This window comes from Aeriscardovia aeriphila, from assembly GCF_002259595.1.
GTDB classification, from domain to species: Bacteria; Actinomycetota; Actinomycetes; order Actinomycetales; family Bifidobacteriaceae; genus Aeriscardovia; species Aeriscardovia aeriphila.
In genome coordinates this window covers 532,887-559,561 of sequence record NZ_MWWU01000002.1, presented here as the reverse complement: position 1 = coordinate 559,561, position 26,675 = coordinate 532,887, and the positions used below count along the sequence as shown (strand labels likewise).

Genomic DNA, 26,675 nt, shown 5'->3' with positions numbered 1-26,675 from the left:
GAGAAAAATGTCTGCAAAGCATAATGACGGCTTCGATCCTCGCCGTAATGTCACCATTCACAAGGATGCTGTTGCTCCTGACTGGGATGCTGACACCAATGACAACATCCCTACGGAAGACCTTGCTCCACTTCTTGAAGTGACAGACCTTTCTGTCGATTTCACCGGTGAGAAGGGACGTGCCATCCACGCTGTTGATAAGGCCAGTTTCACGGTTTATCCAGGCCAGTGGGTTGCTATCGTGGGTGAGTCCGGCTCGGGTAAGTCCACTTCGGCTATGTCTGTTTTGGGCCTTCTGCCTGGTACTGGTCATGTCACTGGCGGCTCTATCAAGTTCAACGAGCAAGAGCTTGTTGGCATGGGGGAGAAGGATTACGAGCGTCTGCGCGGTCGTTATATTGGCCTGGTCCCACAGGATCCAATGTCCAATTTGAACCCAGTGTGGCGTATCGGCACCCAGATCGAAGAATCTCTCAAGGCTAACCACATGGATGTTGCGCGCGAGAAGCGTAACGCCCTGTCAAAGTCCTTGCAAGAAGCTGATGTGAAGGTTCGTCGTACCGATGATGAGCTGTTCATTGGCTCACAGGATATCGACGATCTCGTTCGCACTACTCAAGAGGCACTTGCCAGCTCTCATATTGAAAATGCTCAAGGCAAGATGCGTAAGCTGCGCCATGAGTGGGTTGTCGGCTCAGAAACTCGCTGGGCTGTTGCTCAGTCTCTGATCCGTGAAGGCTTGGACGAAGAAACAGCCTGGAAGATTGCCAAGAACCATGTCACTGGCTCTTCTATGAAAGATCGTGTTGCTGGCCTTCTTGATGAAGCAGGCTTGCCAGATGCTGCAACTCGTGCACGTCAGTACCCTGGAGAGTTCTCTGGTGGTATGCGTCAGCGCGCTTTGATTGCTATGGGCTTGGCATCTCGCCCTGACCTGTTGATCGCTGATGAGCCAACCTCTGCTTTGGATGTGACTGTTCAGAAGAAGATTCTCGATCACCTCCAGGAAATGACGGATACCCTCGGCACCGCAGTGCTCTTCATCACTCATGATCTGGGCTTGGCTGCTGAGCGTGCTCAGTACATCGTCGTGATGTATCGCGGACATGTGGTGGAATCTGGTCCATCCTTGGAAGTTCTCCAGCACCCACAGCATCCTTACACTCAGCGTCTGGTGAAAGCAGCTCCATCTCTGGCTTCTCAGCGCATGATTTCTGCATATGAAGAGGGTGCCCAGGATGCTGATGCAGGCCTTGCTCATAAGCAGAAGGCTGCTGATGCCATTGCTAACGGTCAGGCAGTTATTGAGGTTCAGCACCTGGTGAAGAAGTTCAAGCTTCCGCACCAGAAGGAAATGTTCCGCGCTGTAGATGATGTTTCCTTCTCTGTGAAAAAGGGTATGACCCTGGCAATCGTGGGCGAATCCGGTTCCGGTAAGTCCACCGTGGCCAACATGGTGCTGCACCTTCTCAAGCAGGATAGCGGTAAGATCCTGTACAACGGTGTGGATACTTCCACCTTCAATAGCAAGGACTTGTTGAACTTCCGCCGTCATGTTCAGCCAGTGTTCCAGAACCCCTACGGTTCTTTGGACCCGATGTACTCCATCTACCGTTCTATTGAAGAGCCACTGCGCATTCACAAGATCGGTACCAAGGAATCGCGTTTGAAGAGGGTGAAGGAACTGCTCGACATGGTTGAGCTTCCTGAGTCTGTGATGAACCGTCATCCAGGCGAGCTCTCTGGTGGTCAGCGTCAGCGTATTGCTATCGCTCGAGCCATGGCACTCGACCCTGATGTCATCATCGCTGATGAGGCTGTCTCCGCACTCGACGTGCTTGTTCAGGACGAAGTTCTTCGCCTGCTCAACGACCTTCAAGCACAGCGTGGCCTGAGCTACCTCTTCATCACTCACGATCTCGCCGTCGTTCGTCAGATCGCCGATGAGGTGGTGGTGATGGAGCACGGCAAGATGGTCGAGCACGGCACCACTGATGAGATCTTCGAGCATCCAGAAAAGGATTACACTCGCGAGCTGCTCGACGCCATTCCAGGCGGCAAGCTCTCGTTGGGTGTGGATCTGTGATTTTCACTGTCATACTGGCCAAGGGGAGCGCGACCGGCTGAGCCGGCCTCTTGGCCAGGTCTGGAGACAAAACTCAGTACTTGCCTCCTGATCTCCCCAATAGACAAGTGAAGAAAAAGTTAAGAGAAACGGGTGTCATCCGGAATGATTAACCGGTGGCACCCGTTTTTTGTACGCTCAGGGAAAAGCAGACTGATAATCTAGAGCAGTAGGCAAGGCGAAAAGAGGGAGTTTATGGTTGTTATCGCCACGTCAAACCTCAACGGTATTCGAGCTGCTGAGCGTAAGGGGCTGTCCAATTGGGTGAGTGAGCATCATCCTGATGTATGGTGTATGCAAGAGGTGCGTGCGCCACAAGAGGCAATTGACCCTCTGATGAGCAAGTATGCGGGGCTGTACGTCGAGCAAGGTGCTGCCAGCGAGGCAAGTCAGGTTCATGTTGTCAATGAGATTTGCAGGATTAAGGGGCGTGCCGGCGTTGCTTTGCTGACTGACTGCGAAGTGGGCGAGACGCGCTACGGGCTTCCCGGGCTGAGCGAGGATGTCGATTCTGGCCGGTGGGTTGAGCAAGACCTCACTACGCCGCTGGGCAATGAAATCACTGTAGTGACGGCATATATTCATTCGGGCGACGTCGCTGACCCCAATAAGATGCACCAGAAGTTCCGCATGCTCGACACCATGGATCAGCATTTGCAGGAGCTTTTTGAGAAGGCCGCTCACGGTGGCCCGCAGGTTGTGGTTTGCGGTGATTACAACATTTGCCACACTGAGCTCGATATTAAGAATGCGAAGGGCAATGTGAACCATTCCGGTTTCCTGCCCGAGGAACGTGCACATATCACGCATTGGCTGAGCGATATTGGCTATGTGGATGTGACGCGCGAGCTGGCCGGTGACGTAGATGGCCCGTATACCTGGTGGTCGCAGCGCGGGCATGCTTTCGACACGAATGCGGGCTGGAGAATTGACTACGAGTTCGCCACACCTGAGATCGCGAAGACTGCGCTTTCGTTTAGAGTAGATAAGGCGGAAACGTATCAACAGCGCTGGTCTGACCATGCGGCACTGAGCATTACGTACGAGTACTGAACTGTCCATAGTGAGTAAAGGGGACGCAATGTCGTTCTTTGGTTTTGGTAAGAAGCGCAAGCAGCGTGAAGAGGCAGAAGCTCAAGAGCAGCAGGAGCGTAAGGCTCGCACTGTTAATGGCACTTTGAGCGAGGAAGAGCTCGGTGAGGCTGCTCAGGAAGAGCTGGATGCTTTCCACGAGCGTGAGCGCCAGGCTGCCGGTCAAGCAGCTGGCAAGGACGCCGATTCTGCCGGCAATTGGGCTGACAAGGATCAGGATTTTGATGAAGAAGCTTACCGCAAGCTCGTTTTTGACCGTTCCAACGGCCCATGGGATGTTGAGGATGAGGACATTCCGGATGAGTCCTACATCGACTTGGGTTGCTTGAAGCTGCCACACTTTGAGAACACTCAGATTCGCTTTGGTGTTGACCAGGAAACCAACCGTGTGATGAATGTGACGCTCACCCAGTCGGGTTCGTCTTTGCAGCTCACCGTTCTGGCAGCTCCTCGTTACCACGGCATTTGGAATGAGGTGCGCGCGGGCATTAACCAGGGTGAAGCTCCTCATGAGGTGGATGGCACGTTCGGCAAGGAGGTTCTGCTCACCATCCCGCTGCCTACCGGTCAGGAAGTTCCTACTCGCATCGTGGGTGTAGACGGTCCTCGCTGGATGCTGCGCGGTATTTTCACCGGTCAGGCTGCTGTAGCTGGCACCAAGGATGCTGAGGAGTTCGATAAGCTCTTCCGTTCCCTCGTCGTTGACCGTGGTGAAGAGCCTGTTGCACCGAAGGACATTATTGCTCTGACTTTGCCTGTTGTTCAGCCTCAGGCTCAGGATGAGGACGACGAGGAGGAGGGCATTCCGGATGCTCGCCCTCGTGGTCCACTGTCCAAGGATGAGGAAGCAACTCAGGGTCATAACATTCTGCAGCGTCGCGACATGTTCTCTGAGGTTCGCTGATGCCTGAGAACCCTGGCGACACTCACAGTGAGGTAAACGCAAATAGCGCTACTGTGGCCAATAACACTGCCACCGCCAACAGCAAGGTCGCGCTGCTCGAATCCTCCCACTTCTCCCTCTCTGATTCAATCGGCGGAGTGCGCGGAGTGCTCGAGTCAGTGCTGCCTACGCTGATTTTCATGGTCGCCTTCATTATTTCCCGTCAGATCATGCTTTCGAGCATCCTGGCGGGAATTTGCTGCGCGGTTTTCGTCCTTGCTCGTCTCATCCAACGCCAAAACGTGATGCAGGCGATCGTTGGCCTTCTTTTGGTGGCGATCAGCGGCTGGGCAGCGTACTCCTCGCATGACGCGCGCAATTTCTACACTCCCGGCTTCCTGATCAACGCCGGCTGGTCGCTGGCCATCATCCTCTCGCTTCTGACTCGTACTCCTGCAGTCGGCGTGGTGGTCGAGCTCGTGCATACGCCCTTGAGTAGCGCGCCGGGGCAATGGCGCCGCTCTTGGGTGTCAAAAAAGAAGCTTTTTGGCGCATATCTGGCCTCGACCTGGCTCTGGCTGGCCTTGTTTGGCTTGAGATTAGCAGTAGAACTTCCTCTGTGGCTGACGCATCATGTCGACGCTTTGGGAATCGCCAGACTCGTGCTCGGCATCCCTGCCTTCGCCCTCGTTTTCTGGCTGACCTGGGTGTGGGTGTCACCTCTGCTGCGCACTGATAGCAGCAAACCAGCAGCGCCAGAACATAAAGAAGAACAAGAACCACAACAAAAACAAAAACAAGGGTAATTCCTTCATCCTCATAGAGATTGGATCATCATGACATCAGAAGCTGTACAGTCCAGCTTGAACTCTCCTCACACCAACGCAGTCGACACTGCGCAAACCCTTGAGGTTACTATCGAGAGGTTCGCTGATCAGGGCCGATGCATCGCTCACGTCGACGGCCGCGTCGTCTTTGTGCGCTTCGCTCTGCCTGGCGAGCGCGTGCGCATTAGCCTTGACCCGGGAGCAGAGCGCAAGGATCGTTTTTGGACGGGTGAGGTTGTCGAAGTCCTCGAGGCGAGCCCGTACCGCGTAAGCCCGGCGTGGCCAGCGGCCGGGCCAGTTTCCATGGGTGGCGGCGTCGGAGGCGCCGACTTGGTCCATGTCAATCTTGAGGGCCAACATCTGTGGAAAAAGACGCTGATTGACGAGCAGATGGACCGCCTCGCCAATGTGGATAGCGACGTCGAGCTGCACGCGGTTGCCAGCGACGAGCAGCGCGGCGGCCTTCATTGGAGGACGCGCATCGAGATGGTCGCTGATGAAGCAGGCCGTCCGTCCATGCATCAGCGTGGTTCGCACGAGCGCCTCGCCATTGACGACATGCCTTTGGCCACCCAGGAGCTTAACGGTATCGCCACTCAAGAGGGCGTGTGGAAGGGCGGTTTTGAGCCGAATGCGAGCATCCGCCTTGCTGTTCCTGCCTTGCATGGGAGCGACAAGCGTGAGGATAATTTCGCCCTCATCGTTAACGACAAGCTAGTGGCGGGCCGCTCCACGCTTACCGAAACCGTTCCTGAGGTTCAAATCGGCTCGACCAAACGCACGCTGAGCTACTCGGTGGCGGCAGATGGCTTCTGGCAGGTTCACCGTCAGGCGCCGTCGACGCTGGTGAACGCAGTTTTGCAGGCGGCTCAGAACGAGCTTACTTCTGCACCGCACACGATTTGGGATCTCTATTCTGGCTCGGGCCTGTTCACCGTGGCGCTGGGCTTGCTGGCCGGCAAGGGCGGTAACGGCTTGTTTAGCGTTGAGGGAAGCCCTGTTGCTGTGCGTTCGGCGAGGAAGAACTTGCGTCACGCGGGCTTGGAGGCGGCTCAGGCTCGTCAGGGTATGGTGAACCGTGCGCTACGTTCCATTCCGGAGCGGTTCTTGCACCCGAATTTGGTGGTTCTTGACCCTCCGCGCGCTGGTGCGAAGGCTCAGGTCGTCCACCAGATCACTGCAGCTCACCCTGATGTGGTGATTTATGTGGCCTGCGATCCAACTTCTTTGGCACGCGATATGACAACGTTCATTGCTGATGGCTATGATCCTGTGGATCTGCAAGCTTATGATATTTATCCGATGACTCACCATGTGGAAACAATCGCTGTTTTTCGCCGCTGAGTTGACGAAAGAATAACTTAGTCGGTCAACCGGCCAACTAAGCGACTCAGTTTATGACCAAATAGCGCGTCGACTAAAACTAAGCCATTCAGAGGATCAATTTCCCCTGGATGGCTTTTTTCGTACACAAATTTTCGTACAACAGTTTTTGCAAAACTCCCGATCTTGATGGAAATCAATGGGGGAATTTCGTTTTCCCGGTATATTAAAAGCCTCACAGCAAGGAGGTCAAAAGATCAATGCAAAAATGGTTAATGAAAAATCGCAACCGGCTGACGGCTGCTACGGGCATCTTAATCGTCCTGGCCTTTGCCGCAAAATGGTTCTTTAAAAGTGAAACAGCAGAGTCCGGACTACTCCTGGCCGCCTCCCTCATCGGTGGCTTCCCGATCGCCGCATCCGCTTGGCAGGCCCTGAAAGTCAAAGTCATCAGTATCGACTTGCTGGTGACCCTGGCCATCTTAGGCGCCTTCGTCATCCGGGAATTCGAAGAATCCGCCATCGTGGCCTTCCTCTTTTTGTTTGGGGCTTACCTTGAACAAAAGACTCTGGCCAAGACCCGGTCAGCCATCAAGGAACTGGTGGAGATGGCGCCAGAAACCGCCCTCCGGCAGAAGGCAGACGGCGACTTTGAAGAAGTTGACATAGACGACCTAGACGAAGGGGACATCCTTTTGGTCAAGACCGGCGGCAAGATCCCGGTTGACGGGGAAGTCGTCTCCGGTTCCGGGACGGCCAACGAAGCCAGCATTACCGGTGAATCCATGCCTTTAGGCAAAAAGCCCGGCGACTCGGTCTATGCCGGTACTATTTTGGAAAACGGGACCATCCGGATCAAGGCGGAAAAAGTCGGGGATGAGACGACTTTTGGCAAGATCATCGAACTGGTCGAAGAAGCCCAGGACTCCAAGTCCCAGGCTGAGCGTCTCATTGACCGCTTCTCCAAGTACTACACCCCGGTCGTCCTGCTCCTGGCCATTATTGTTGGCCTCATCAGCCAAAAACTGGAGCTGGCTGTAACCATCCTGGTTCTCGGCTGCCCGGGTGCCTTGGTTATCGGGGTTCCAGTCTCCAACGTGGCCGGAATCGGCAATGGGGCCAAGCAAGGGATCCTTTTTAAAGGCAGCGAAGTTATCACCAAGTTCAGCAAGGTCGACACGATCATGTTCGACAAGACCGGGACCCTGACTTACGGAGACCCGCGGGTCAGCCAGATAAAAAAGTACGGCCAGGGCCAGCTGGCTGAACAGCTTCTGGTCAGCGTGGAAAATGAATCTGCCCACCCTTTGGCGAAAGCCATCACTGGCTATTATGAAGACCTGGAAGCCAAAGAAGTTGAAGCTTCCCAGGTCCTTCAGGGCGGCGGGATCGTTGCTCAAGTAGCTGGCCAGCAGGTCCTGGTTGGCAACCGCCACCTGCTTGACCAGTACCATGTCCCAGTCACAAAAGAAATGGAAAGGGACATGGAAGAGCTGGCAAGTGCTGGTAATTCCCTGGTTCTGGTGGCTGTTAACGGCCAGCTGGAACTTGCTTTAGGCTTAAAGGATGAGATCCGGGCCGGGGTCAAGGAGGACCTGGCTGCTTTAAAGAAGCTGGGCGTCAAGAACCTGCTCCTCTTGTCCGGGGACAACCAGAAGACGGTAGACCTGGTAGCGGAGGAACTGGGCCTCACTGAGGCATATGGTCAGCTTTTGCCAGAAGACAAGGCCGAATTTGTCAAAAAGCGGCAGGCAGCCGGTGAAATCGTGGCCTTTGTCGGCGACGGGATCAACGACAGTCCGTCACTGGCCCGGGCAGACATCGGGATTGCTATGGGCAGCGGGACTGACGTGGCAATTGAGACTTCAAACGTGGTCCTCATGAACGGCAGCTTTGACCGGATTCCGCGGTCCCTGGCCCTGGCTAAGGCCACCCGGCGGAACATGATTGAGAACATCACCATTGCCCTGGCTGTCGTAGCAGTCCTGCTGGTCAGCGTGTTAGCCAGCTCATGGATGAACATGGCCATCGGGATGTTCGTTCACGAAGGCAGCATCCTGATTGTAATCTTAAACGCCATGCGCCTTCTGGCATACCGGTCAAAATTACAAAAATCGCGAAAGTTGATAGAAAACAATTTTTCGCAAGCAGCAGGCCCGTATACTAAGGGCATCGAAAGCATCCAATAGAAAAAGAAAGGACAAGAAATCATGCAAAAAGCAATTTTACAACTTGAAACATTGGCCTGCCCGACCTGCATGCAGAAGATCGCGGGAGCCATCGCCAATGTCGACGGGGTTGAAAAGACCAGCGTCAAGGTTCTCTTCAACGCAAGCAAGGCCAAGGCCAACTTCGATCCGGAAAAAACCAATGTGGACACGATCACTCAAGCCGTGAAGAATATCGGCTATGACGTCTTGAAGGCCAGCGCTAAATAAGAGAAAAAGCAAAAACAAGAAAAACGACTAATCAAGCAAAAAGGAGAAAAATGATGATCAAGGAATTTTTTACCAAGAACGATGAAATGTTAGACTTATACACGAAGGCAATTACCAAGGCCCACGGCTCCCATCACCCGGAAGTCTTTGAAGTCCGCAAGGTTTATGAAGACATCCAAAAGAAGATGAAAGCCGGCCAGGAAGACTTGACAGCCGACTTCAGCAAGCTGCGGTCCTTGACCGCGGATTACGCCATTCCGGCCGATGCCTGCGGGGCGATGACTAAGACCTATCAGACCCTGGAAGAATTCGACCACTTGGTCTTGGGCTAATTTTTACCAGCAGGGGAGAGCAAAGTGCAGCATACATGTGTCAGCCTGGTTCCCTTATTCATGGACCTGCCAGAAAAAGACCAGCTTAAGATCAATTCCCTGGCCATCCACCGGCACTATCAAAAAGGTGAGACGATTTTTCAACCAGGGGATGAAAAGCTGCAGATCGTGGCCCGGGGAAACATGAAGGTTTACCAGCTGACCTCCAGCGGCCGCGAGCAGCTGCTCCGGGTTGCCCAGCCGGGTGACTATGAAGGGGAAAAGCAGCTTTTTGGTCTGGAAAATGACAGCTTCTTCGGCGAGGCCATGGAGAATACGGAAATCTGCAGCTTGAGCAAGGCCGACTTCAACCGGGTTCTCCTAGAAAATCCCCAGCTCTCCCTCAAACTGCTGGAACTCAGCACCCAGAAGCTGCTGGCCACGGAAAGGCAGACCCAGTTCCTGGCCATGGAGCGGGTCGAAGAAAGGCTGGCCAGCTACCTGCTCGACTTGGCTAAAGTGGCTGGAAGCGACCAGGTCCAGCTGTCCATGAAGATGAAAGATATCGCCTTCTACTTGGGAACTACTCCTGAAACCCTCTCCCGCAAATTCAAACTCCTTGAAAAAATGGGCTATGTGAAAAGGACAGGCAAGCAGGTGAAAATCCTTGATGAAGATGGCCTGCAGGATTTGTAATAGCCAAGAAAAATCTCCCTCTAGATTACTAGGGGGAGATTTTTTACTATCGAAAAGAAAAATGAAGACGGCTTAGCAAGGCGGTTACAAAAGTGATCAGGTCGAGACGCTGGCCTCCCTCATGCCTGTCGTATATATATGGTAGAGAAAGCACATGGAAAAGTTTCCGCAAACGGAGAGCACCTGTGAAAACGCCGATTTTCGGCTTTGAGCAGTTCCCGCGTACGGACGGAAAATGTAGACATTCAGGTGCTCGTTTCAATCCATGTGGAAACATTCGCCGTTTTCCGCCGATGAGTTGACGAGGTAAGCCATGGCTAAGAGATTGCCAGCAAGCGTCGAACGCGCTGTGAGTGTAGCTTGCAGCGCGGCTTTTCTGTGCTGCGCATGCCTGGTTGTTGCTGGCTGTGGAAGCGTTGACAATACGTCTCATTCACTGACTTCTTCACTGAAAGTAAACCCACCTGCGAACCCGCGTGCTATCACCATCGGCTATGTAGGTGTGGGCGACGTGTTAGGGGAACGTTCGGCCACCATGGAAGCAAACACTATTCGCGGTTTGCGCAAAGCTGGTTACACCGTTCGCTACTTCAAATCACTCTCCTTGAATCCGCAACCGCAGTTGGAAGCGATGAACCGCTTCGCCAACGAGGGAGTGGATGTTCTTCTCATCGACCCCCAGTTTTCCAATTCGTGGACGGATTTGCTCGTGCCGATCACTTCAGGTGGAGTGAAAGCGGTGTTCGTCGACCGCAAGCCCATCGGCATCCGTCCTTCCCGTTACTCGGCCTACGTGGGGGCGAATACTCGCCAGCTAGGTACGAAGGCTGCTCAGGCTGTTGTTCGTGCGCTCAAGCTCGGAGAATATGAGGATGAAAGCTTTGAAGCCTTGTCAGCTCCGAGAACTTTAGTGGTGAGCTCCTTCTTGGGCTCGACCACTGATCGTGATGCTTTCAACGGTTGGGAAGATGTGGGAAGCAGGTTTTTTGCCAGTGTTGATCAAGCGGTTGTTGGCCAAGATCCTGATGAAGCCTTATCTGCTTTTCGTGATTCGTGGGAGAAACTTGCTGAGCAAGGTGAGCTTCCTCACGTCATTTTTGCGACGAATACGGTAGCTGCCCAACGCACCCTCAAGGCGTTGACGAGTTTAGGCGTGAGCATTGTCGGTTCAGCACGCGAGGCGATGAAAAAGGATTCCACGCTCTCTGCTTCAGGTGAGCAAGGCTGGAATGTCGCCATTGTTGCGCTGGGGCAGAAATCGTGGTTAGACAAGTCGACACACGAGGGTGTAGTGACATACGGTGTGTCCCTGCCGGATGATTATTCGCCTCAGTTGACGAATATTATTGCCAATCTGGTGGCGGGTAATGCTGTTGCTAAGGATACGAGTGTGGCAGCTCAGGAATTCGCTTCTCAGGCTTTCTCCAGTCAATTATGAGAAACTAAAGGAATGAGCATTACGAGTCTTCCAACGATTTCCTTGCCGGGTTTGAGCAATGCTGAGGTCAATCAGCGCGTTCAAGCAGGCGAAGTCAATACCAGTGAAAAGACGACATCACGCAGTTTTGCTGAGATTATCAGGGCGAATGTTTTCACCCTGTTCAACGGCATCATCGTCACCGCAATGGTGGCGGTTCTGCTCACCGGTTCGTGGAAGGATGCGGTGTTTGGCGGTGTGGTAATCGTCAACATGCTCATCGGCATTTACACCGAGACTCGCGCCAAATTGGCTCTTGATAATCTTTCTATTCTGGTCGCCCAGCGCTCGTGGGTGCGTCGTGACGGCGTCGACGTCGAAGTGGACAGCCAGCAGATTGTGCTTGGCGACTTGTTGTGGGTGCGTGCGGGCGAGCAGGTGCCGGCCGACGGTGTGATCGTGCAATCGTGGAATATCGAGATGGACGAGAGCATGCTCACCGGCGAATCGGCGACCGTACGCCACCAGGTGGGCGAGAAGCTGCTGTCAGGCTCGGTGTGCACCTCGGGTATGGCGCTGCTGGAAGTGACAGCCGTAGGTAAGGATTCTTATGCCGCAGGCCTGACCGCCCAAGCCAAAAAGTTCAAAGCTGTACGCTCTGATTTGCAAGATGGCATCAACAAGATCCTCAAATGGTTGACAGTTGTCGTTATTCCGCTGTGCTTGCTGCTCATTTGGTCACAGGTGCGCGTTCAAGCCAGTGCTGGAGGGTGGCGTTCGGCGACGGTGTCTGCTGTCGCTGGGGTCGTAGGCATGATTCCTGAGGGCTTGGTGTTGCTCACGTCTTTGAACTTTGCTCTTTCCTCTCTTCGCTTGGCACGCCAAAAGGTGCTCATCCAGCAGATGGAGTCAGTAGAAACCCTCGCCCGCGTGGACAGTTTGAATCTTGATAAAACTGGCACGATTACTGACGGCGGCATTGAGTTCGACTCGCTGGTTCAGCTCGCTTCGGATGGTAGCGCGCTGTCGACGCCAGCCAGTGAGCAGCTCAAGTCGACAGTTCTCGCGCTGTTTACTTCGGCCGCTTCGAACGCTACCTCTCAAGCTATTACTGAGGGTTTGAACTCGCAGGGTGTCACAGCCGCAACATTTCTTGAGATTAACAGGATTCCTTTCTCCTCCGCACGCAAATGGAGTGCTGTGCTGGTTGAATCCCGTGACACGGCTTCGCAAGCGATTGCCTACTTTGCTGGCGCTCCAGAAATGCTTCTGGCTAATGAGCCTTGCGCGCCGACTGTCTTAGCGCAGGTGCAAAAAGACGCTTCGCAGGGTAAGCGTGTGCTCTTCATCGCACGAGCCAGCATGAGCGCTGCGGAATTCGAAAAATGCGAGGAAGACGGCGTTGCGCCGAGGAATATCGAGCCCATCGCACTGGTAATCTTGGGCGAAACGGTGAGAAGTGACGCCAAGCAGACCCTCGCATACTTCAGGCAACAGGATGTGCGTTGCCGAATTGTATCGGGCGACAACCCGCAAACTGTTGCTGCTATTGCCCAGCGTGTTGATCTGCGCGGGGACGGGCAGATGCCGCGATGGATGGACGCGCGTGAACTGCCCGATGATGCGGTGAAAGTGGCCTCCATTCTGGAGAATGTTGACGTGCTGGGCCGTGTGCTGCCGGAGCAGAAGAAGCTCATCGTTCAAGCTTTGCAGCTTTCCGGCCATACGGTGGCGATGACGGGTGACGGTGTGAACGACGCGCTCGCCATCAAGGAAGCAGATTTTGGAATCGCCATGGGTAACGCTACTCCTGCGACGAAGGCGGTGGCGGACGCGGTGATCATCGACTCGCGCTTCTCCCACCTGCCAGCCGTTGTGGGGCAGGGTAGGCGAGTGATGGCGAATATGGAACGCGTCGCGAGCTTGTTCTTGGTGAAAACCTGCTATTCGGCAATCGTGGCTTTGGGCGTGTGCTTGCTGGGCTTGCCGTACCCGTACCTGCCGCGCCATATGACGTATATTTCCGCGCTCACGATTGGCATTCCGGCCTTCATCCTCTCTTTGCCGGCAAATAATAAGCGCTATAGGCCAGGTTTCTTGCCGCGCGTAGTGGCTTTCTCACTGCCAACCGGTTTTGCGATTGGCGTGTGCGTCAACCTGGCAACTTGGGCGATGCCGCGCCTGTTTGGTTGGTCGGTATTGACCGATATGCACCAGCTGGCGGTGTTGCGCTCGCTGTGCGCGATCTTAGTGTTTGTGCTGGGCTTTGTGACGCTTGCGCGTGTGTCGACACCGTTGAAGTCGTGGAGAGGCTTGCTCGTTCTCGGCCTGTTCAGTGTGGGTGTGATTGGCGCGCTCATTCCTCAGGTGGCGCAATTCTTCGCTATCATGTTGCCGCAGGACGTGTTGTGGAGGTATTTGATCGGCTGCTTGGTGGCTGCGCTGATAATCTTCCTGGCCTTTGATGATGTTGCTCGACGCATTATTGATAGGCTGAGCAAGAAGATGAACCAATTGAGCTGAGGCGAAGTGAGAGTTTGACTTCCTCCTTCGACTGAAGTCGGGGGATTCCTCCCCTCACGGGGAAGAGTTTCCTGTAGGTTGAGACGATTCACGCTCTTGTGTTCACCGGAGTGTTGCTTCGGTGAGGCGTGAATCCCCGCAGGCTCGAACCGCCAGCCCGGCGGATAGTATGTTTACGGCGGCGTTCAGGTCGCGGTCTTGCACGGTATGGCAGTATGGGCATTCCCATGTTCTGACGTCCAATGTCTTCCTGCCAGTGTTTTTGCCGCACGTGTGGCAGATTTGACTGCTGGGATACCATTGGTCGATGACCGTGAGTTGGCGTCCGTACCATTCGGCCTTGTATTCGAACATGGTGCGGAATTGTCGCCAGCTTGCGTCCCTGATGCTTTTGTTCAGACCGCTTTTCGCCTTCTGCCCGTCGTGGAGGTGCTGTCCCGGATTGTCCGAGTCAGGTTTTGGCTTGCAGCGTCGGCTCATGTTCTTGACAGCCAAGTCCTCGATGACAACCGTTTGGTTTTCACGGATGATTCTCGTCGAGAGCTTATGGAGAAAGTCGGTGCGACTGTCTTTGACCTTCGCATACGCCTTAGCCACCTTCAACCGGGCTTTACGATAATTGTTGCTTCCTTTCTTCTTCCGGGCGAGTTTTCGTTGCAACAGCCCGAGTTTCTTCAAGTGTTTTCTCAAGTATCGTGGATTGTCGATTTTTTCACCATTGCTGAGGATGGCGAAGTGTTCCAATCCCATGTCGATGCCAACCATGTTTCTATTCTTGGCTGGTTGAAAGATGACATCTTCGACCAGTATGCTGACGTGCCAGCGTCCAGCCGCGTCCAAACTGACCGTCACACTGGACGGTCGGCTTGGACGTGGCAGGGTGCGCGACCACCGTATATGCAATGGTTCGCGCATCTTCGCCAACGTCAACGCACTGTGCTCCCCATCCCATGTGAAAGCGGAGACCGTGTAAGTGGCGGAACCGCCCTCGTGTTTCGCTTTGAATCTCGGATAGGAGCCGGTCTTGTCGAAGAACCTCTTGAACGCGGCCTGCAAATGCCGTAGCGATTGTTGCAGTGGAACAGACGACACTTCCGTCAGATAGGAGTATTCCTCTGTCTTCTTCCAAGCGGTGAGCATTCGGCTCGTGTCCGAGTAGTTGATGTTCTCCCGGTGGAGAGTCCACGCGGTCGAGCGGGCGTCCAAGGCCATGTTGTACACCTTGCGGCAGCACCCCAGAGTACGACGGAGCATGTTCTCCTGTTCCGTCGTGGGGTAGAAGCGGAACCGGTATGCCCGCTTTACTGTCTTGGTGTTCATGTTTCCAATATAGCACACTACTTTACATATGTGAGCTAGAACGGTAAAAGAGAAGCGCCTTATATCCCCCGGCTAAAGCCGGAGGTTTTACGGCGCAACGCATAAAACGGTATGAATATATGAAAAAGGGCCAGCAGTGAAAGCTGGCCCTTTGTATATGAACGCTAGCCCTGCGCATATGTGGGAAAAAAGTCGAAGGTAGGGGCGGGGAATTTACTTGGACATCATCTCTTCTCGGCCCGTCGGCTCATGCTCCACATATTCAGTTTCCGTGATATCTGGCTGGTTCTTATTCGGAAGTTGAGAAATCACCGTTCCAGCGAGCATGAACACGCAACCAATGTAGGCCACCAAGCCCATACGTTCGCCCAGGAAGAGCGCGCCAAAGACGACAGAAAACAGAGATTCCATCGACATCAAAATAGCTGAAGGAGCAGCGGCAACATGCTGCTGGCCAAACACCTGCAAGCTGTACGCAATTCCCGTCGACAAAACACCAGAGAAGAGAACTGGCCACAGGGAGCCGAGAACGTCCGAACCGGACGGCATCTGGCCCATGAAAAGCGTGCACAACCACGACAAACCGGCAGCAACGAAGAGCTGGCCGATCGACAGGTGAATCGGGTTGATAGTGGAGCGGTTCACCACAATGAGCTGAACAGCGAAACCGAAAGCGCCAAGCAGCAGCAAGCCATCAGAAACGGTGAGGCTTCCTTGTGGGCCGGAAAGGGTGAGCATAGCCAAGCCCACCACGGAGAAAATAGGTGCGACGAAAGTTTTCCACTGCGCTTTTTCGCCCAAGAACAGGCCCATAAACGGGACCATGATGATGTACAGGGCAGTGATAAAACCGGAGCGTCCTGCATTGGAGCTCATGTTCAGCGCATACTGCTCGACGGAGATGGCGGCAAAAAGCAGGCCTCCGGAGATGAAGCAGTCGACGATAGTTCTGGTCCAATTCTTCGGCTTCGTCCTGCCTGTACTGAGGGTTAAGAGTGGAAGCAGAGTGATGGCGCCCAGGGTGAAACGCAGCGAATTGAAGGCCAGTGGGGTCAGATCTTTCATGCCCAAAAGTTGGGTGACGAACGAGCCACCCCACAGGGCGGCGGCCGTCAAAAGGGCGATAACGCCGAGAATCTTGTTTTTCACTGTCCTAGTCATAAATTTCTAGATTATCAGAGGCCTCGATATATAAAAGGAAGGCATGTACACTCGCGGATGGAGGTGCATGCCTTCCTTACTTACTTCAATGGGCATTCAGCAAAGATCAATGAGATCAGTTATCTGAGCTGTTGAACAAGTAGAGCAAGTACTGGAACAGGTTGATGAAGTCGAGGAAGAGGTTCAGAGCAGCCAGAATGGACACGCGCTGAAGCATAGCCTCATCGTTGACTTGTGCCAAAAGAGCCCTCGTCATTTGAGCGTCGCGAACCGTCATGAAGGAGAAGAGGGCGACACCGATCAGGCAGATCAGACGCATCATCGAAGAGTTGAACGGCAGGAAGCTGATGACCACCTGTGCCACGATCAACACGATGAGAGCGGTCATGAGAATCTTGCCCGTGCCGAGCATGTTCTTACGAGTGGTCAGGCCAATCATGGTCAAAGCCAGGAAGAACACGGAGCACAGCACCAGAGCTGCCAGGATGCCCATCGGGGAGTAGACGAAGAAGATCGAGCTCAAATCCAAGCCCATCAAAGCAGCGAAGGTGAAGAACAGCGCGTACGCAGTGCCCACCTTCATCGTTTGAATCTTGGCCGACAAGCTAATCGAGATCATCATGATGGCGGCGAAGAGAACCAGAGGTCCGATAATGCCGCTGGCCATGTAGAAGCGAGCAGCGATGCCGGACACATAGGAGAGGTATGCCACGCCGAAGCTCACCAGCAGGCCCAAAGCCATGAGGCCGTAGGTGCGAGTGACGGCAGTGTTGGCATCCTTCTCGGTGACCTGGTATGCGCTTCGCACGGCAGCGTTCACTGGGTTCGGGTTGTATGCAGTCTGCTCATAAGTGTTCTGCGAGTAGGCGTTCTGCTGGTAACCGTTATTCGCGAATCCGTTGTTGGGGTAGGCATTGCCCTGAGGAGCATAGGCGCCATACTGCGGCTGAGCGTTGGAATATGAATTGTCCGTCTGATAGGGTTGGCCATTGTTCTGGCCGTTGGAAGCATATGGCTGGTTGTAGTTGTTATAGCCGTTGGTGCGGTTATTGGAGCCATAACCGTTGTTGAAGCCGTTATTCGGATTCACTGGGTTCGACATTTCTGCCTCACACCTTTCCTGTGACGAAAACACCATCACGACATGGCTTCGTCTGAGAACTCATATCGTTTCGTGATGTTTTTTATTCTAGAGAATGTCAATTCACATGCGCTGAGAGAAATATGAGAAAAAGCTGAAAACCTCTGCGCGTTCCCTCGAAGTGACTGACGCGCAGAACATGTGCGGTATACATGCGCAGTATAACTGCCGCCTGAGTGATGTGCTCAGCGTGGTTCAACGGTAGCATAAAAGAGTGACGCAGGAACAGACGCAACAACAGCCTCAGCACGAGCCGCAAGACGAGCCGCAGGACGAGCTTCAACACAGCCTTCAGCACGAGCCGCAAGGCAACCTTCAACACGAGCTACAACACGGTCCGCAGAACGAGGCTCAACCGCAGCGCGATCAGCTCACCTCAGGCCACAATCTTGAGGGAAACCGCTGGATTATCACTCCACATCATCCCATCGTGAGCATCATTGGGCCTACAGCCTCCGGGAAAACGGCACTGGCAATCTCGCTGGCCCGTTATTTGGAGAGCAAAGGCGAGCCTGCCGAGATTATCAACCAAGATGCCTACCAGTTTTACCGCGGAATGGACGTGGGAACGGCAAAGCCTACCGACCAGGAGCAAGCCCAAGTCAAGCATTGGCTCATCGACTGTTACGAGCCTGAAGAGAGCATTTCCGTGGCGCGCTTCCAAACTCTGGCGCGCGAGACGATCGAACGGCTTGTGAACGCTCACATTCGTCCCATCCTGGTCGGCGGGTCGGGCCTGTACGCGCGAGCTGCCATTGACGACATGAGCTTCCCGCCGCAAAACCCAGCGATCCGCAAGCATTTGGAACAAGAAGCTGAGGAGAAAGGCCCTGGCGTTCTCTTCGCGCGCTTGCAAGCTCTCGACCCTCAAGCAGCGGCAAGCATGGACCCTGCAAATGTTCGCCGCACTATTCGAGCCTTAGAAGTCATCGAGATTACCAAGAAGCCTTTCTCCTCCACGCTTCCGCGCTACCGTTACGTCATCCCCACCGTCCAAATCGGGCTTGATTTGAGCCGCGAGCAGCTGGATGAGCGCGTCGCGCTGCGCACGCAGCAAATGCGTGAGGCCGGCTTCGTTGATGAGGTTCTCCGTCTGCAGGGCCGCTTGGGTGTGACCGCTCACAAGGCGATTGGCTACCCGCAAATTGAGGCTTACCTGCGCGGTGAGATCAGCGAAGACGAAGCTTTCGCGGAAATTACGCAGAAAACACAGCGTTTGGCGCGAAAACAGATGGGCTGGTTTGGCCGCGATCCGCGCGTCCACTGGGTTGATTCGCTCTCTTCTGACGCTTCTGAACAGATCATTTCCCTTGTTAAGGCCGCCGATAGGGGAGAGTTCATAGCTGATTATGATGAAGTTCAGCCGATTCGTCACCATTTAGGCGAAATTGGGTGAGTACCATAGAAACGGTTGTACGAGGAAACGATGGAGGAGACTATGCCATCACGGGCACAAGACGAGACGCAGATTGTTGATTCGCCAGAGGAATCGTCGCGTCGCTCATCGCGTGATAGCAGTGCGCGCTCCACACGTGGGTCCTCTCGCACCACTTCCAGCTCCTCACGTTCTTCTCGAGGCTCGGGTAGTTCCGGTCGTTCTTCCCGCTCGTCTCGTTCTTCGCGGGCAAACTCTGACGATGATGGCTACTCCGACAGCTCCTCGAGTACAGGTAATTCCAGTACTGAGCTGACACGTGACATCGTCTTCTTCGTGTTGCTCCTGCTCGCCGCCCTCTTCATCGCTTCCGAATGGTTCCATGTTGGCGGCATTTTCGCCGTGGCGCTGCATTGGGTGTCTGCCGGCCTCTTCGGCATTCTCTCGGTGCTTCTCCCACCCGTCTTGTTGGTAGCCGCCGTTCTCGTGGTCAAGCGCCATCGTCCGAAAATTGCTGCGCGCGTTTGGGCTGGCCTCGCCATTTTGGCATGGTCCTTGTGCTCCTTGCTGCAGGTGACGATGAACCCGGACACCACGAAAGTGACCGGTCACATTTTGGAGGCTGGCGGCCTGATGGGCTATCTGCTCGGCGCGCCCGTGTCGATGGGTCTCAACAAGCCGACCGCCATCGTCGTCTTCATCTTGCTCATCTTGCTCTCGGTTTTCCTGGTCTCAGGCATGCACGTGCGCGACCTGGCCGCCTGGCTTTCCTCACAACGCACCCAGATTGTCAGTGCGCATGAATCAGCCGATGACACCTCCTCCGACTACGAGGATGATGCAGATATCGGCCGCGTTGCTCATCCCGTTCGTGCGGATTCTCATTCCATCCGTGTTGACCCGAATACCGGTGAGATCTTGGATGATGAGCCGCTAGTAGCCGGCGACGAAGACGCTCCCGAGCAGCCTCGAGCTACGCGCTCTGGGTTCATGGATAAAGTGAAAGGCTTCTTCTCCCGCGGTCTCTTCCATAAGAAGCAGGACGAGCCTCTGAATTATTACGAGAATGACACGGCCTTTGACCATGCTGACAGTGCAGATACTACCGGCCGTGATAATGCGGTGAATCTGGCTATGCCTCACCGCCCGGTGCAAACAGCGCCGGTGAACCCTGCCGCTATGCCGGTTGCAGCACAGTCTGTTCCCGTACAGCCTGCTCAAGCGCAACTTGCTCACGTACAACCAGCTCTTTCGCAGCCTGCCCCAGCGCAGCCGCGCGTGTTTGACCACAGTGCGAATGCAAACAATGGCGTAACTTCAGGCATAAATCCTGCTGCCAACCCTGCTGTAAACCCGTGGGCGCAGTCACTATCAGCACAGGATGTGCGCGACTTGGCAAATAACGGTTTGAACGCGCATACTGCAGCCACACTCGCTGTCCCCGTCCCTCCAACGCCGAATGCCTCGCTCCCGGCAAGCGTTTCCTCGACACCGCTTCCACAATCAGCCCAGCAAGCTGCACCACAACCGGCTGATGCACAGCCGGCCTTCTCGCAGCAAGCACAGATGATGACCGGTGCACAGCAAGCGGGAGCGCAGCCTGGTAATCTCAAGCCAAACCCTGGCGCCACACCGGTGATGCCAACCTTGCAAGCCTTGCCAGCAGACGAAGCAGCGAGCCAAGCCCAAGTGCCGATCGGCTTGAGCGCATCACAAGGCGGGGGAAGCGTGCAAACCGTCGGCGCACCAGCAGCGAAAACCGGCGAGGATATGAACCCTAATGCCGGGGTGACCTTGCAGGAAATCCAGTCCTACCAGCTGCCAGACATCTCCGTGCTCTCCTCCGGCCAAGCGCATGCCGCCAAAACCAAGGAAAACGAGCGTGTCATTCAAGCCCTGCGCTCTACTTTCCAACAGTTCAACATTGACGCCAATGTCGTCGGCTTCATGCGCGGCCCAACGGTTACGCAATACGAGGTGGAATTGGGGCCAGGCACCAAGGTGGAGAAGGTCACCAACCTGCGCAACAACATCGCCTACGCGGTGGCCAGCTCTGACGTGCGTATTTTGGCGCCAATCCCCGGAAAATCGGCCATCGGCATCGAAATTCCTAACCAGGACCGCGAAATCGTGCACCTGGGTGACATTCTGCGCTCCGAGGTGGCACAAAAGTCGCACAACCCGATGCTGACCGCTGTGGGTAAGGACGTCGAGGGTAATACCGTTGTCGCCGACCTGTCCAAGATGCCGCACCTTCTCGTTGCCGGTGCTACTGGCTCTGGTAAGTCAAGCTTCGTCAACTCGATGCTCGTCTCAATTATTTCGCGCGCCACACCGGAAGAGGTTCGCCTCGTCCTCGTTGACCCTAAGCGCGTGGAACTGACAGCATATGCCGGAATCCCGCATCTGCTCACGCCTATCATCACCGACCCGAAGAAGGCCGCTCAAACTTTGCAGTGGGTGGTCAAGGAGATGGACGCCCGCTATGACGATTTGCAGTACTTCGGATTCAACAATATGAAGGACTTCAACCGTGCCGTCCGCCAAGGTAAGGTGCATGCTCCACTGGGTTCCGACCGCATGGTTGCGCCGTACCCGTACATCCTCGTGGTGATCGACGAGATGGCTGACTTGATGATGGTCGCCAAGAATGATGTGGAGGATTCGATCCAGCGCATCACTCAGCTCGCCCGTGCTGCCGGCATCCACCTCGTGTTGGCTACGCAGCGCCCGTCCGTCGACGTGATCACCGGCCTGATTAAGGCAAATATTCCGTCGCGTCTGGCTTTCGCTACCTCTTCGGCCACCGATTCTCGCGTCATTCTCGACTCGGTGGGTGCAGAGTCGCTGATTGGCCAGGGTGATGGCTTGTTCCTGCCGATGGGTAGGTCGAAGCCGACGCGCGTTCAAGGTGCGTGGGTTACGGAGTCGGAAATCCACCAGATTGCTGATTTCGTCCGCCAGCAGCGCAAGCCTCGCTACCGTCAGGATATTCAAGAGCTCATGAACGCTTCCGATAAGAAGGAAGAGCAGGCTGAGGCGATTGAGGATATCGGTAACGATATGGACGATGTTCTTCAGGCTGCTGAGCTGATTATCACCTCGCAGTTTGGCTCGACGTCCATGTTACAGCGCAAGCTGCGCGTGGGCTTTGCTCGAGCAGGCCGACTGATGGATATTTTGGAATCGCGCGGTATCGTGGGCCCGTCGGAGGGCTCGAAGGCGCGTGAGGTTTTGGTTCAGCCAGCCCAATTGCAGCAGGCTTTGGCCTTCATTCGTGGCGAGTCCTCCAGCATTGGTGCAGCACCTGCCCAGCCTGGCGGCCCTCAGTGATGCCGTTCATCGGCGGTGGCTATTAAACTGGAGAAAGATTATTTCGTCACAAAGGAGTCTCTCATGTCGCAAGTTAATCCCCAGGCTGATCAGTCGCAAAATGCACCTGAAGCACACGGTGATTCTCGCGCTGCCCAGATTCTTTCGCAATGGAAGACTCCTGCTAACATCACCACGACTATTCGCATTTTCATGGTGATTATCACCCTCGTTCTCGCAGGCCTTGCTGGCCCGTGGGGTGCGAAGAACTACGCGCTGGAGTGGGTTGCCGCCGTGCTCTTCATCATTGCTGCAAGCACGGATAAGGTCGACGGCTACCTCGCCCGCTCTCGCCATGAGGTTACCGACTTGGGTAAGCTTCTCGACCCGATTGCCGATAAGCTTCTCATCTGCTCAGTTCTCATTCTCTTCTCGATTAACGGCCAGTTGTGGTGGTGGGTCACCATCTTGTTCCTGGTGCGCGAGCTCGGCATCACGATTTGGCGTTTCTTCGCGGTGAGCGAGGCCAATGTGGTTGTCGCCGCTAACTGGGCTGGAAAGCTCAAGACGGTGTTCGAGTGCATTTCTACCTCGATGCTGTTGGTGCCTCTGTGGCAGTTTGACCCGAAGTTCCCCTTCACTCATGGCGGTACTTCGCTGGTCTTCAACTCCTGGTCGGTGTGGTATCTCTTGCTCACCTATGTGGTGACCGGTATTGCTCTGGTGCTGTGCCTATACTCTGGCGCTAACTACCTCATTGGTTTCCATAAGGCTCAGAAGGCCGCCCAAGCTCAGAAGTAACTGCTGCTGGTCGCTGGTTAGTCGCCGCTGCTGGTAACTGCCGCTGGTCACTGCTTGCTGCGTACCCGTTGCGTTAACTCATGGGGAGCGTCTCATGCCATCACTTGATTCGGAAGATCCCGTTCAACTTGCTCGTACTCTGTTGGACGAGTGCAAGAAGAGGGGAGTATACCTCGCCTGTTCGGAATCGCTGACCGGTGGTGAGCTGGCTTCAACTCTCGTTTCCGTTCCGGGGGCTTCTGCCGTTTTCCTTGGCTCTGCGGTGACGTATCACCTGGGTGCGAAGCAGCATATTTTGGGCGTTCCAGGTAATCTTTTGCATTCTTTAGGCGCCGTCAATGCGCAAGTTGCGAGTGATATGGTTGCCGGTACGCTTAAGCTTTACGCTCCGGCTCTTCATTTCGATGGGCTTGAGATTACCACTGTGCAGCAGCGGCCCTCATACTCCTGGCATGGCCTCCTGGCTCTCAGTACGACAGGAGTTGCGGGCCCGAGTAGTGATGGCTTCCAGCCAGTCGGCACTGTGTTCGTCGGTGCAGGCTTAGCAGGCGGTTCGATCAGCGTCGAGGAGCTGCATCTGCACGGCGACCGTTCCCAGATTCGCCGCCTCGCAGTAACGGCCGCCTTGCACGCGGGTTTGCGTGAAATTCTCTCGTTGGACTGAGCTGAAGAAAGCTCATACCCTCAAATTTATTGTTTCGTCAACATTTCGGTCGGCGTTTCGTCTGTGGGAATAAAAATATCATTCGATTGTTGACACAAATGTATGGGAGATCAAGAGAGAGGGTGGAAAATGGTAACGACACTCAATGCGAAGACCGTCGAGGGTTCCACTGCGCAGGCAGCCTACCTGCAGCATATGGATCGCCCTCAAACTGCAATGAAACGCGAACTGACCCCAGCTCAGCGTCGCGCCATCGCCTTCGCTCGCGAGCAGTTCATGCGAGCTCAGAAGGCACGCCAGGAGAAGCGAGCTCGTGAAGAGCAACTGCGCCGTATGCGTGAGGATGACGAGCGTGAGTACAGCCAGACGATGAATCGTTCTGCCGTCGCTCAGGAAGAAGAGGAAAACACAGGTACTATCTCCTTCCGCATTGTTCTGGGTGAGGTTCTGCGTGACGTTCGCCGTAATGATCACAAGACTTTGCGTGAAGTTTCGGATAAGGCCGGCGTTTCCCTGGGCTACCTTTCCGAAGTCGAGCGCGGCCAGAAGGAAGCAAGCTCGGAACTCTTGGGTTCGATCTCCGCAGCACTGGGCTTGAAGCTGTCCCAGACGTTGCGCTTGGTGGCCGACCGCATCGAAAAGATGGAAAAGGCAAACGAAGAAGTCGCTGCTGCCTGAGTGACAATCAGAGTTTCTTCAACCGTGTTGGTAATCTTTCGCCATTGAGCATGAGCTCAGCAAGATTATCAGCACGGTTTTTTGTGTTCTAGCCAGTAGCTTCGTGTGCAGCGTAACGCGTCGTGAATCTGTGCTGAACTGGAAGCGTGCATGAAAGAGAATTTTGGATTCTGCTCGAAGAGGTTTTTGGCAGAGCATACGGTAAAAGCCTCGCTCAAGATGAGCACCTCACCAAATTGGATAATGTGACCGCGAGTGAGGCGCTTGCTGCAGGAATTCGCCCGCGTGTTGTGTGGAATGTGTTGTGTGACCAGATGGATGTTCCTGATCCGAAACGCTGGGGTTCACAAACAGTTGCTCCGCCGATGCCTGTTCCTGAGCAAGACTTGTATTCTGATTGATGAGGGAATGTACAAGTTCACACTCCAGTCGAACATCTGTTCGGATAAGATGCTATACTGAAGGCAGTTCGAGAAGTTTTCCACATTATGGAAAAAATTCCTGTTCGATCGGCGAGAACCCGATAAGTTGGGAGCGTTACTGCTTCCAAGGAGGAAATATGGCACAGAAAAAAGCGACTGAGTCTGAAGAGGACCGTCTGCGCCAACAAAGGCAAGCGTCTTTGGAAACTGCGCTTAAGCAGGTGGAAAAGACGTATGGCAAAGGCTCCATCATGCGCATGGGTGACCAACCCCAGCAAAATGTGGAGGTCATTCCTACGGGTTCTCTTGCCCTTGACTTGGCACTGGGAATTGGCGGTTACCCGCGCGGGCGAATCATTGAGATCTACGGTCCAGAATCATCTGGTAAAACCACTCTCGCACTCGAAGCTGTGGCGAACGCCCAGCGAGAGGGTGGCAATGCAGCCTATATCGATGTCGAGCACGCATTGGACCCTGGCTACGCAAAAGCCCTGGGTGTCGATATTGACAGTTTGATCCTTTCCCAGCCTGATTCTGGTGAACAGGCACTGGGCATTGCTGATCAGCTGATCCGCTCAGGAGCATTGTCCATCATCGTCATCGATTCTGTGGCTGCACTCGTGCCACAGGCTGAAATCGAAGGTGATATTGGCGATTCCCACGTCGGCTTGCAAGCTCGACTGATGAGCCAGGCACTGCGTAAGATGACTGGCGCTCTGGCACAGACGAATACCACCGCAATCTTCATTAACCAGTTGCGTGAGAAGATCGGCGTGATGTTTGGCAACCCAGAAACCACTACTGGTGGTAAGGCACTGAAGTTCTACGCTTCTGTTCGCTTGGATATTCGCCGCATTCAGATGCTCAAACAGGGCGATAACCCAGTGGGTAACCGCACTCGCGTCAAGGTTGTTAAGAATAAGATGGCCCCGCCATTTAAGACTGCCGAATTCGACATCATGTATGGCGAAGGTGTTTCGCGCGAAGGCTCGATTCTCGACTTGGGCGTGGAAAGCGGCATCGTCAAGAAGTCCGGCTCGTGGTTCACATATGCTGATCAGCAGCTGGGCCAGGGTCGTGAAAACGCTCGTAAGACGTTGGCTGGCGACGCAGCTTTGGCTGCCGAAATTGAGACGAAGATCAAGCAAGCCTACCACGTCATTCCACAGGACGACGCTCAGGAATCTGAGGAGAATTCAGAGTCTGGCGGTGCTCCAGCACAGGCTACTGACTCTTCGGATGATGAGTGATTAGCCAGTCCAGCTCATCTGCCGATGAGCATGGGCATACTTTGTGGCGCACAGTTACTGTGCGCCACAGTCGTCTTTGCACAAGCAGATTCCCAAGGCAAGCATAGTAGAGGGGAGAAGGAGAGCGATGATCGACCCCGAAGAGTTCCTTCGACACCATCCCATCCAGAACCCTCAGCCAAGCACTGAGCCTGTCGCTGAGCATGAAATTGAAGCTGCTGACCACAATGATGCAGCAGCTCTGCTCGATACTGCAGCTGCTGACCATGAAACTGCAGCCTCTGTAAACGATGCTGATACTCCTGTGGTTTCAGTCACTTTCACGGGCTCTTTCGGCACATCAGGCCATGGTTTCTCCAGCACTTGGGGAAAGAAACAGACCCGCCGCCGCACTTCTGCTCGCACACAAAGGGGAAGGATACGACAGGTACGCACAGAACTTGCATCCGATAAAAATGCTTGCCTCGACAGTGCAGTGAAATCCCTCGATGCAGCAGGAAGCAACGAATGGGGGATGAGGCGAAGGCTCAGCCGCAAGGGCTTCAACGCAGAAGCAGTCGATTGGACTATCGCAATACTGCAGCGTGATAATCTCCTCGACGAGCGGGCCTTCGCCGAATCGCTGGTACGCCGAGGAGTGGCTCATGGATATGGGCCCGCTTGGGTATCGCGAAACTTAACAGCAAAAGGCGTCCCACAAGATGTTCGCGACTGCGCCATCGCTCACGCTCTTGAAGAGGGTGATTTCGAACGTGCTGCTCACAGCTTTATGCAAACACTCATTCGAACGACACGGGGAATGGACTATGACAAAAAGATGAGGAAACTATCCTCATCAGCACGTTCCCACGGGCACAGTTTGAGCGCATTACAACCGTGGATGAACGAATTTCTCACTGACGATTCTCAGTAGTTC

General features: G+C 54.5%; 22 protein-coding genes. 19 read left to right on the top strand and 3 right to left on the bottom strand.

The genetic code is table 11. From position 1 onward, the window contains the following. Nucleotides 1-7: 7 nt before the first annotated feature. The 11 genes from AEAE_RS03420 to AEAE_RS03370 all read left to right on the top strand — a co-directional run bounded on the left by AEAE_RS03420 (nt 8) and on the right by AEAE_RS03370 (nt 13,635). On the top strand, nt 8-2,086 hold the full coding sequence (locus AEAE_RS03420; protein ID WP_094689728.1) for a dipeptide ABC transporter ATP-binding protein: 2,079 nt from the start codon (nt 8-10) through the stop codon (nt 2,084-2,086). 234 nt (nt 2,087-2,320) lie between these two features. After that, nucleotides 2,321-3,178, top strand: a complete 858-nt coding sequence (locus AEAE_RS03415) for an exodeoxyribonuclease III (protein ID WP_094689727.1) — start codon at nt 2,321-2,323, stop codon at nt 3,176-3,178. Between the two features lie 28 nt (nt 3,179-3,206). Next, nucleotides 3,207-4,121 (top strand): DUF3710 domain-containing protein, encoded by a 915-nt coding sequence (locus AEAE_RS03410; protein WP_094689726.1) that lies wholly within the window; start codon nt 3,207-3,209, stop codon nt 4,119-4,121. After that, nucleotides 4,121-4,906, top strand: coding sequence for a DUF3159 domain-containing protein (locus AEAE_RS03405; protein WP_094689725.1), 786 nt, complete (start codon nt 4,121-4,123; stop codon nt 4,904-4,906). The genes AEAE_RS03410 and AEAE_RS03405 overlap by 1 nt, the downstream gene beginning before the upstream one ends. 30 nt (nt 4,907-4,936) lie before the next feature. Further along, nucleotides 4,937-6,271, top strand: coding sequence for a class I SAM-dependent RNA methyltransferase (locus AEAE_RS03400; protein ID WP_094689724.1), 1,335 nt, complete (start codon nt 4,937-4,939; stop codon nt 6,269-6,271). A 239-nt stretch (nt 6,272-6,510) separates the two neighbouring features. Continuing rightward, nucleotides 6,511-8,439 carry a heavy metal translocating P-type ATPase gene (locus tag AEAE_RS03395; RefSeq protein ID WP_094689723.1) on the top strand — a complete coding sequence of 643 codons (1,929 nt, stop codon included), beginning with the start codon at nt 6,511-6,513 and terminating at the stop codon, nt 8,437-8,439. Nucleotides 8,440-8,460: 21 nt separating this feature from the next. After that, nucleotides 8,461-8,688: a heavy-metal-associated domain-containing protein gene (locus tag AEAE_RS03390; RefSeq protein ID WP_094689722.1), complete on the top strand. Its 228-nt coding sequence runs from the start codon at nt 8,461-8,463 to the stop codon at nt 8,686-8,688. Nucleotides 8,689-8,738: 50 nt separating this feature from the next. After that, nucleotides 8,739-9,020 (top strand): iron-sulfur cluster repair di-iron protein, ric, encoded by a 282-nt coding sequence (locus AEAE_RS03385; RefSeq protein ID WP_094689721.1) that lies wholly within the window; start codon nt 8,739-8,741, stop codon nt 9,018-9,020. Between the two features lie 60 nt (nt 9,021-9,080). Continuing rightward, nucleotides 9,081-9,695: a Crp/Fnr family transcriptional regulator gene (locus tag AEAE_RS03380; RefSeq protein WP_211277522.1), complete on the top strand. Its 615-nt coding sequence runs from the start codon at nt 9,081-9,083 to the stop codon at nt 9,693-9,695. A gap of 313 nt (nt 9,696-10,008) precedes the next feature. Continuing rightward, nucleotides 10,009-11,133 carry a sugar ABC transporter substrate-binding protein gene (locus AEAE_RS03375; RefSeq protein WP_094689719.1) on the top strand — a complete coding sequence of 375 codons (1,125 nt, stop codon included), beginning with the start codon at nt 10,009-10,011 and terminating at the stop codon, nt 11,131-11,133. Between the two features lie 12 nt (nt 11,134-11,145). Further along, nucleotides 11,146-13,635, top strand: coding sequence for an HAD-IC family P-type ATPase (locus tag AEAE_RS03370; protein ID WP_094689718.1), 2,490 nt, complete (start codon nt 11,146-11,148; stop codon nt 13,633-13,635). 102 nt (nt 13,636-13,737) lie between these two features. Here AEAE_RS03370 and AEAE_RS03365 read toward each other — a convergent pair whose 3' ends face one another. The 3 genes from AEAE_RS03365 to AEAE_RS03355 all read right to left on the bottom strand — a co-directional run bounded on the left by AEAE_RS03365 (nt 13,738) and on the right by AEAE_RS03355 (nt 17,218). Beyond that, nucleotides 13,738-14,955, bottom strand: a complete 1,218-nt coding sequence (locus AEAE_RS03365) for an RNA-guided endonuclease InsQ/TnpB family protein (RefSeq protein ID WP_094689717.1) — start codon at nt 14,953-14,955, stop codon at nt 13,738-13,740. Between the two features lie 213 nt (nt 14,956-15,168). Further along, entirely contained in the window at nt 15,169-16,116 is a 948-nt protein-coding gene (locus AEAE_RS03360) for a DMT family transporter (RefSeq protein ID WP_094689716.1), read from the bottom strand. A gap of 115 nt (nt 16,117-16,231) precedes the next feature. Continuing rightward, nucleotides 16,232-17,218, bottom strand: a complete 987-nt coding sequence (locus AEAE_RS03355) for a Bax inhibitor-1/YccA family protein (RefSeq protein WP_158520483.1) — start codon at nt 17,216-17,218, stop codon at nt 16,232-16,234. A 466-nt stretch (nt 17,219-17,684) separates the two neighbouring features. Here AEAE_RS03355 and miaA point away from each other — a divergent pair, with 466 nt between their 5' ends. The 8 genes from miaA to AEAE_RS03315 all read left to right on the top strand — a co-directional run bounded on the left by miaA (nt 17,685) and on the right by AEAE_RS03315 (nt 26,672). Continuing rightward, a complete protein-coding gene (gene miaA, locus AEAE_RS03350; protein ID WP_094690098.1) occupies nt 17,685-18,653 on the top strand; it encodes a tRNA (adenosine(37)-N6)-dimethylallyltransferase MiaA in 969 nt (322 codons plus the stop codon). A gap of 42 nt (nt 18,654-18,695) precedes the next feature. Beyond that, nucleotides 18,696-21,965, top strand: coding sequence for a DNA translocase FtsK (locus AEAE_RS03345; protein ID WP_244569607.1), 3,270 nt, complete (start codon nt 18,696-18,698; stop codon nt 21,963-21,965). Between the two features lie 63 nt (nt 21,966-22,028). After that, nucleotides 22,029-22,745, top strand: a complete 717-nt coding sequence (gene pgsA / locus AEAE_RS03340; RefSeq protein ID WP_094689714.1) for a CDP-diacylglycerol--glycerol-3-phosphate 3-phosphatidyltransferase — start codon at nt 22,029-22,031, stop codon at nt 22,743-22,745. A gap of 94 nt (nt 22,746-22,839) precedes the next feature. Continuing rightward, nucleotides 22,840-23,409 (top strand): CinA family protein, encoded by a 570-nt coding sequence (locus tag AEAE_RS03335; protein ID WP_094689713.1) that lies wholly within the window; start codon nt 22,840-22,842, stop codon nt 23,407-23,409. Between the two features lie 129 nt (nt 23,410-23,538). Continuing rightward, nucleotides 23,539-24,087 carry a helix-turn-helix domain-containing protein gene (locus tag AEAE_RS06995; protein WP_275542014.1) on the top strand — a complete coding sequence of 183 codons (549 nt, stop codon included), beginning with the start codon at nt 23,539-23,541 and terminating at the stop codon, nt 24,085-24,087. 146 nt (nt 24,088-24,233) lie between these two features. Further along, nucleotides 24,234-24,488 (top strand): DUF3046 domain-containing protein, encoded by a 255-nt coding sequence (locus AEAE_RS03325; RefSeq protein ID WP_094689712.1) that lies wholly within the window; start codon nt 24,234-24,236, stop codon nt 24,486-24,488. A gap of 158 nt (nt 24,489-24,646) precedes the next feature. Then, nucleotides 24,647-25,759: a recombinase RecA gene (gene recA, locus AEAE_RS03320; RefSeq protein ID WP_094689711.1), complete on the top strand. Its 1,113-nt coding sequence runs from the start codon at nt 24,647-24,649 to the stop codon at nt 25,757-25,759. Nucleotides 25,760-25,886: 127 nt separating this feature from the next. Then, nucleotides 25,887-26,672 (top strand): regulatory protein RecX, encoded by a 786-nt coding sequence (locus AEAE_RS03315; RefSeq protein ID WP_094689710.1) that lies wholly within the window; start codon nt 25,887-25,889, stop codon nt 26,670-26,672. Nucleotides 26,673-26,675 lie beyond the last annotated feature (3 nt).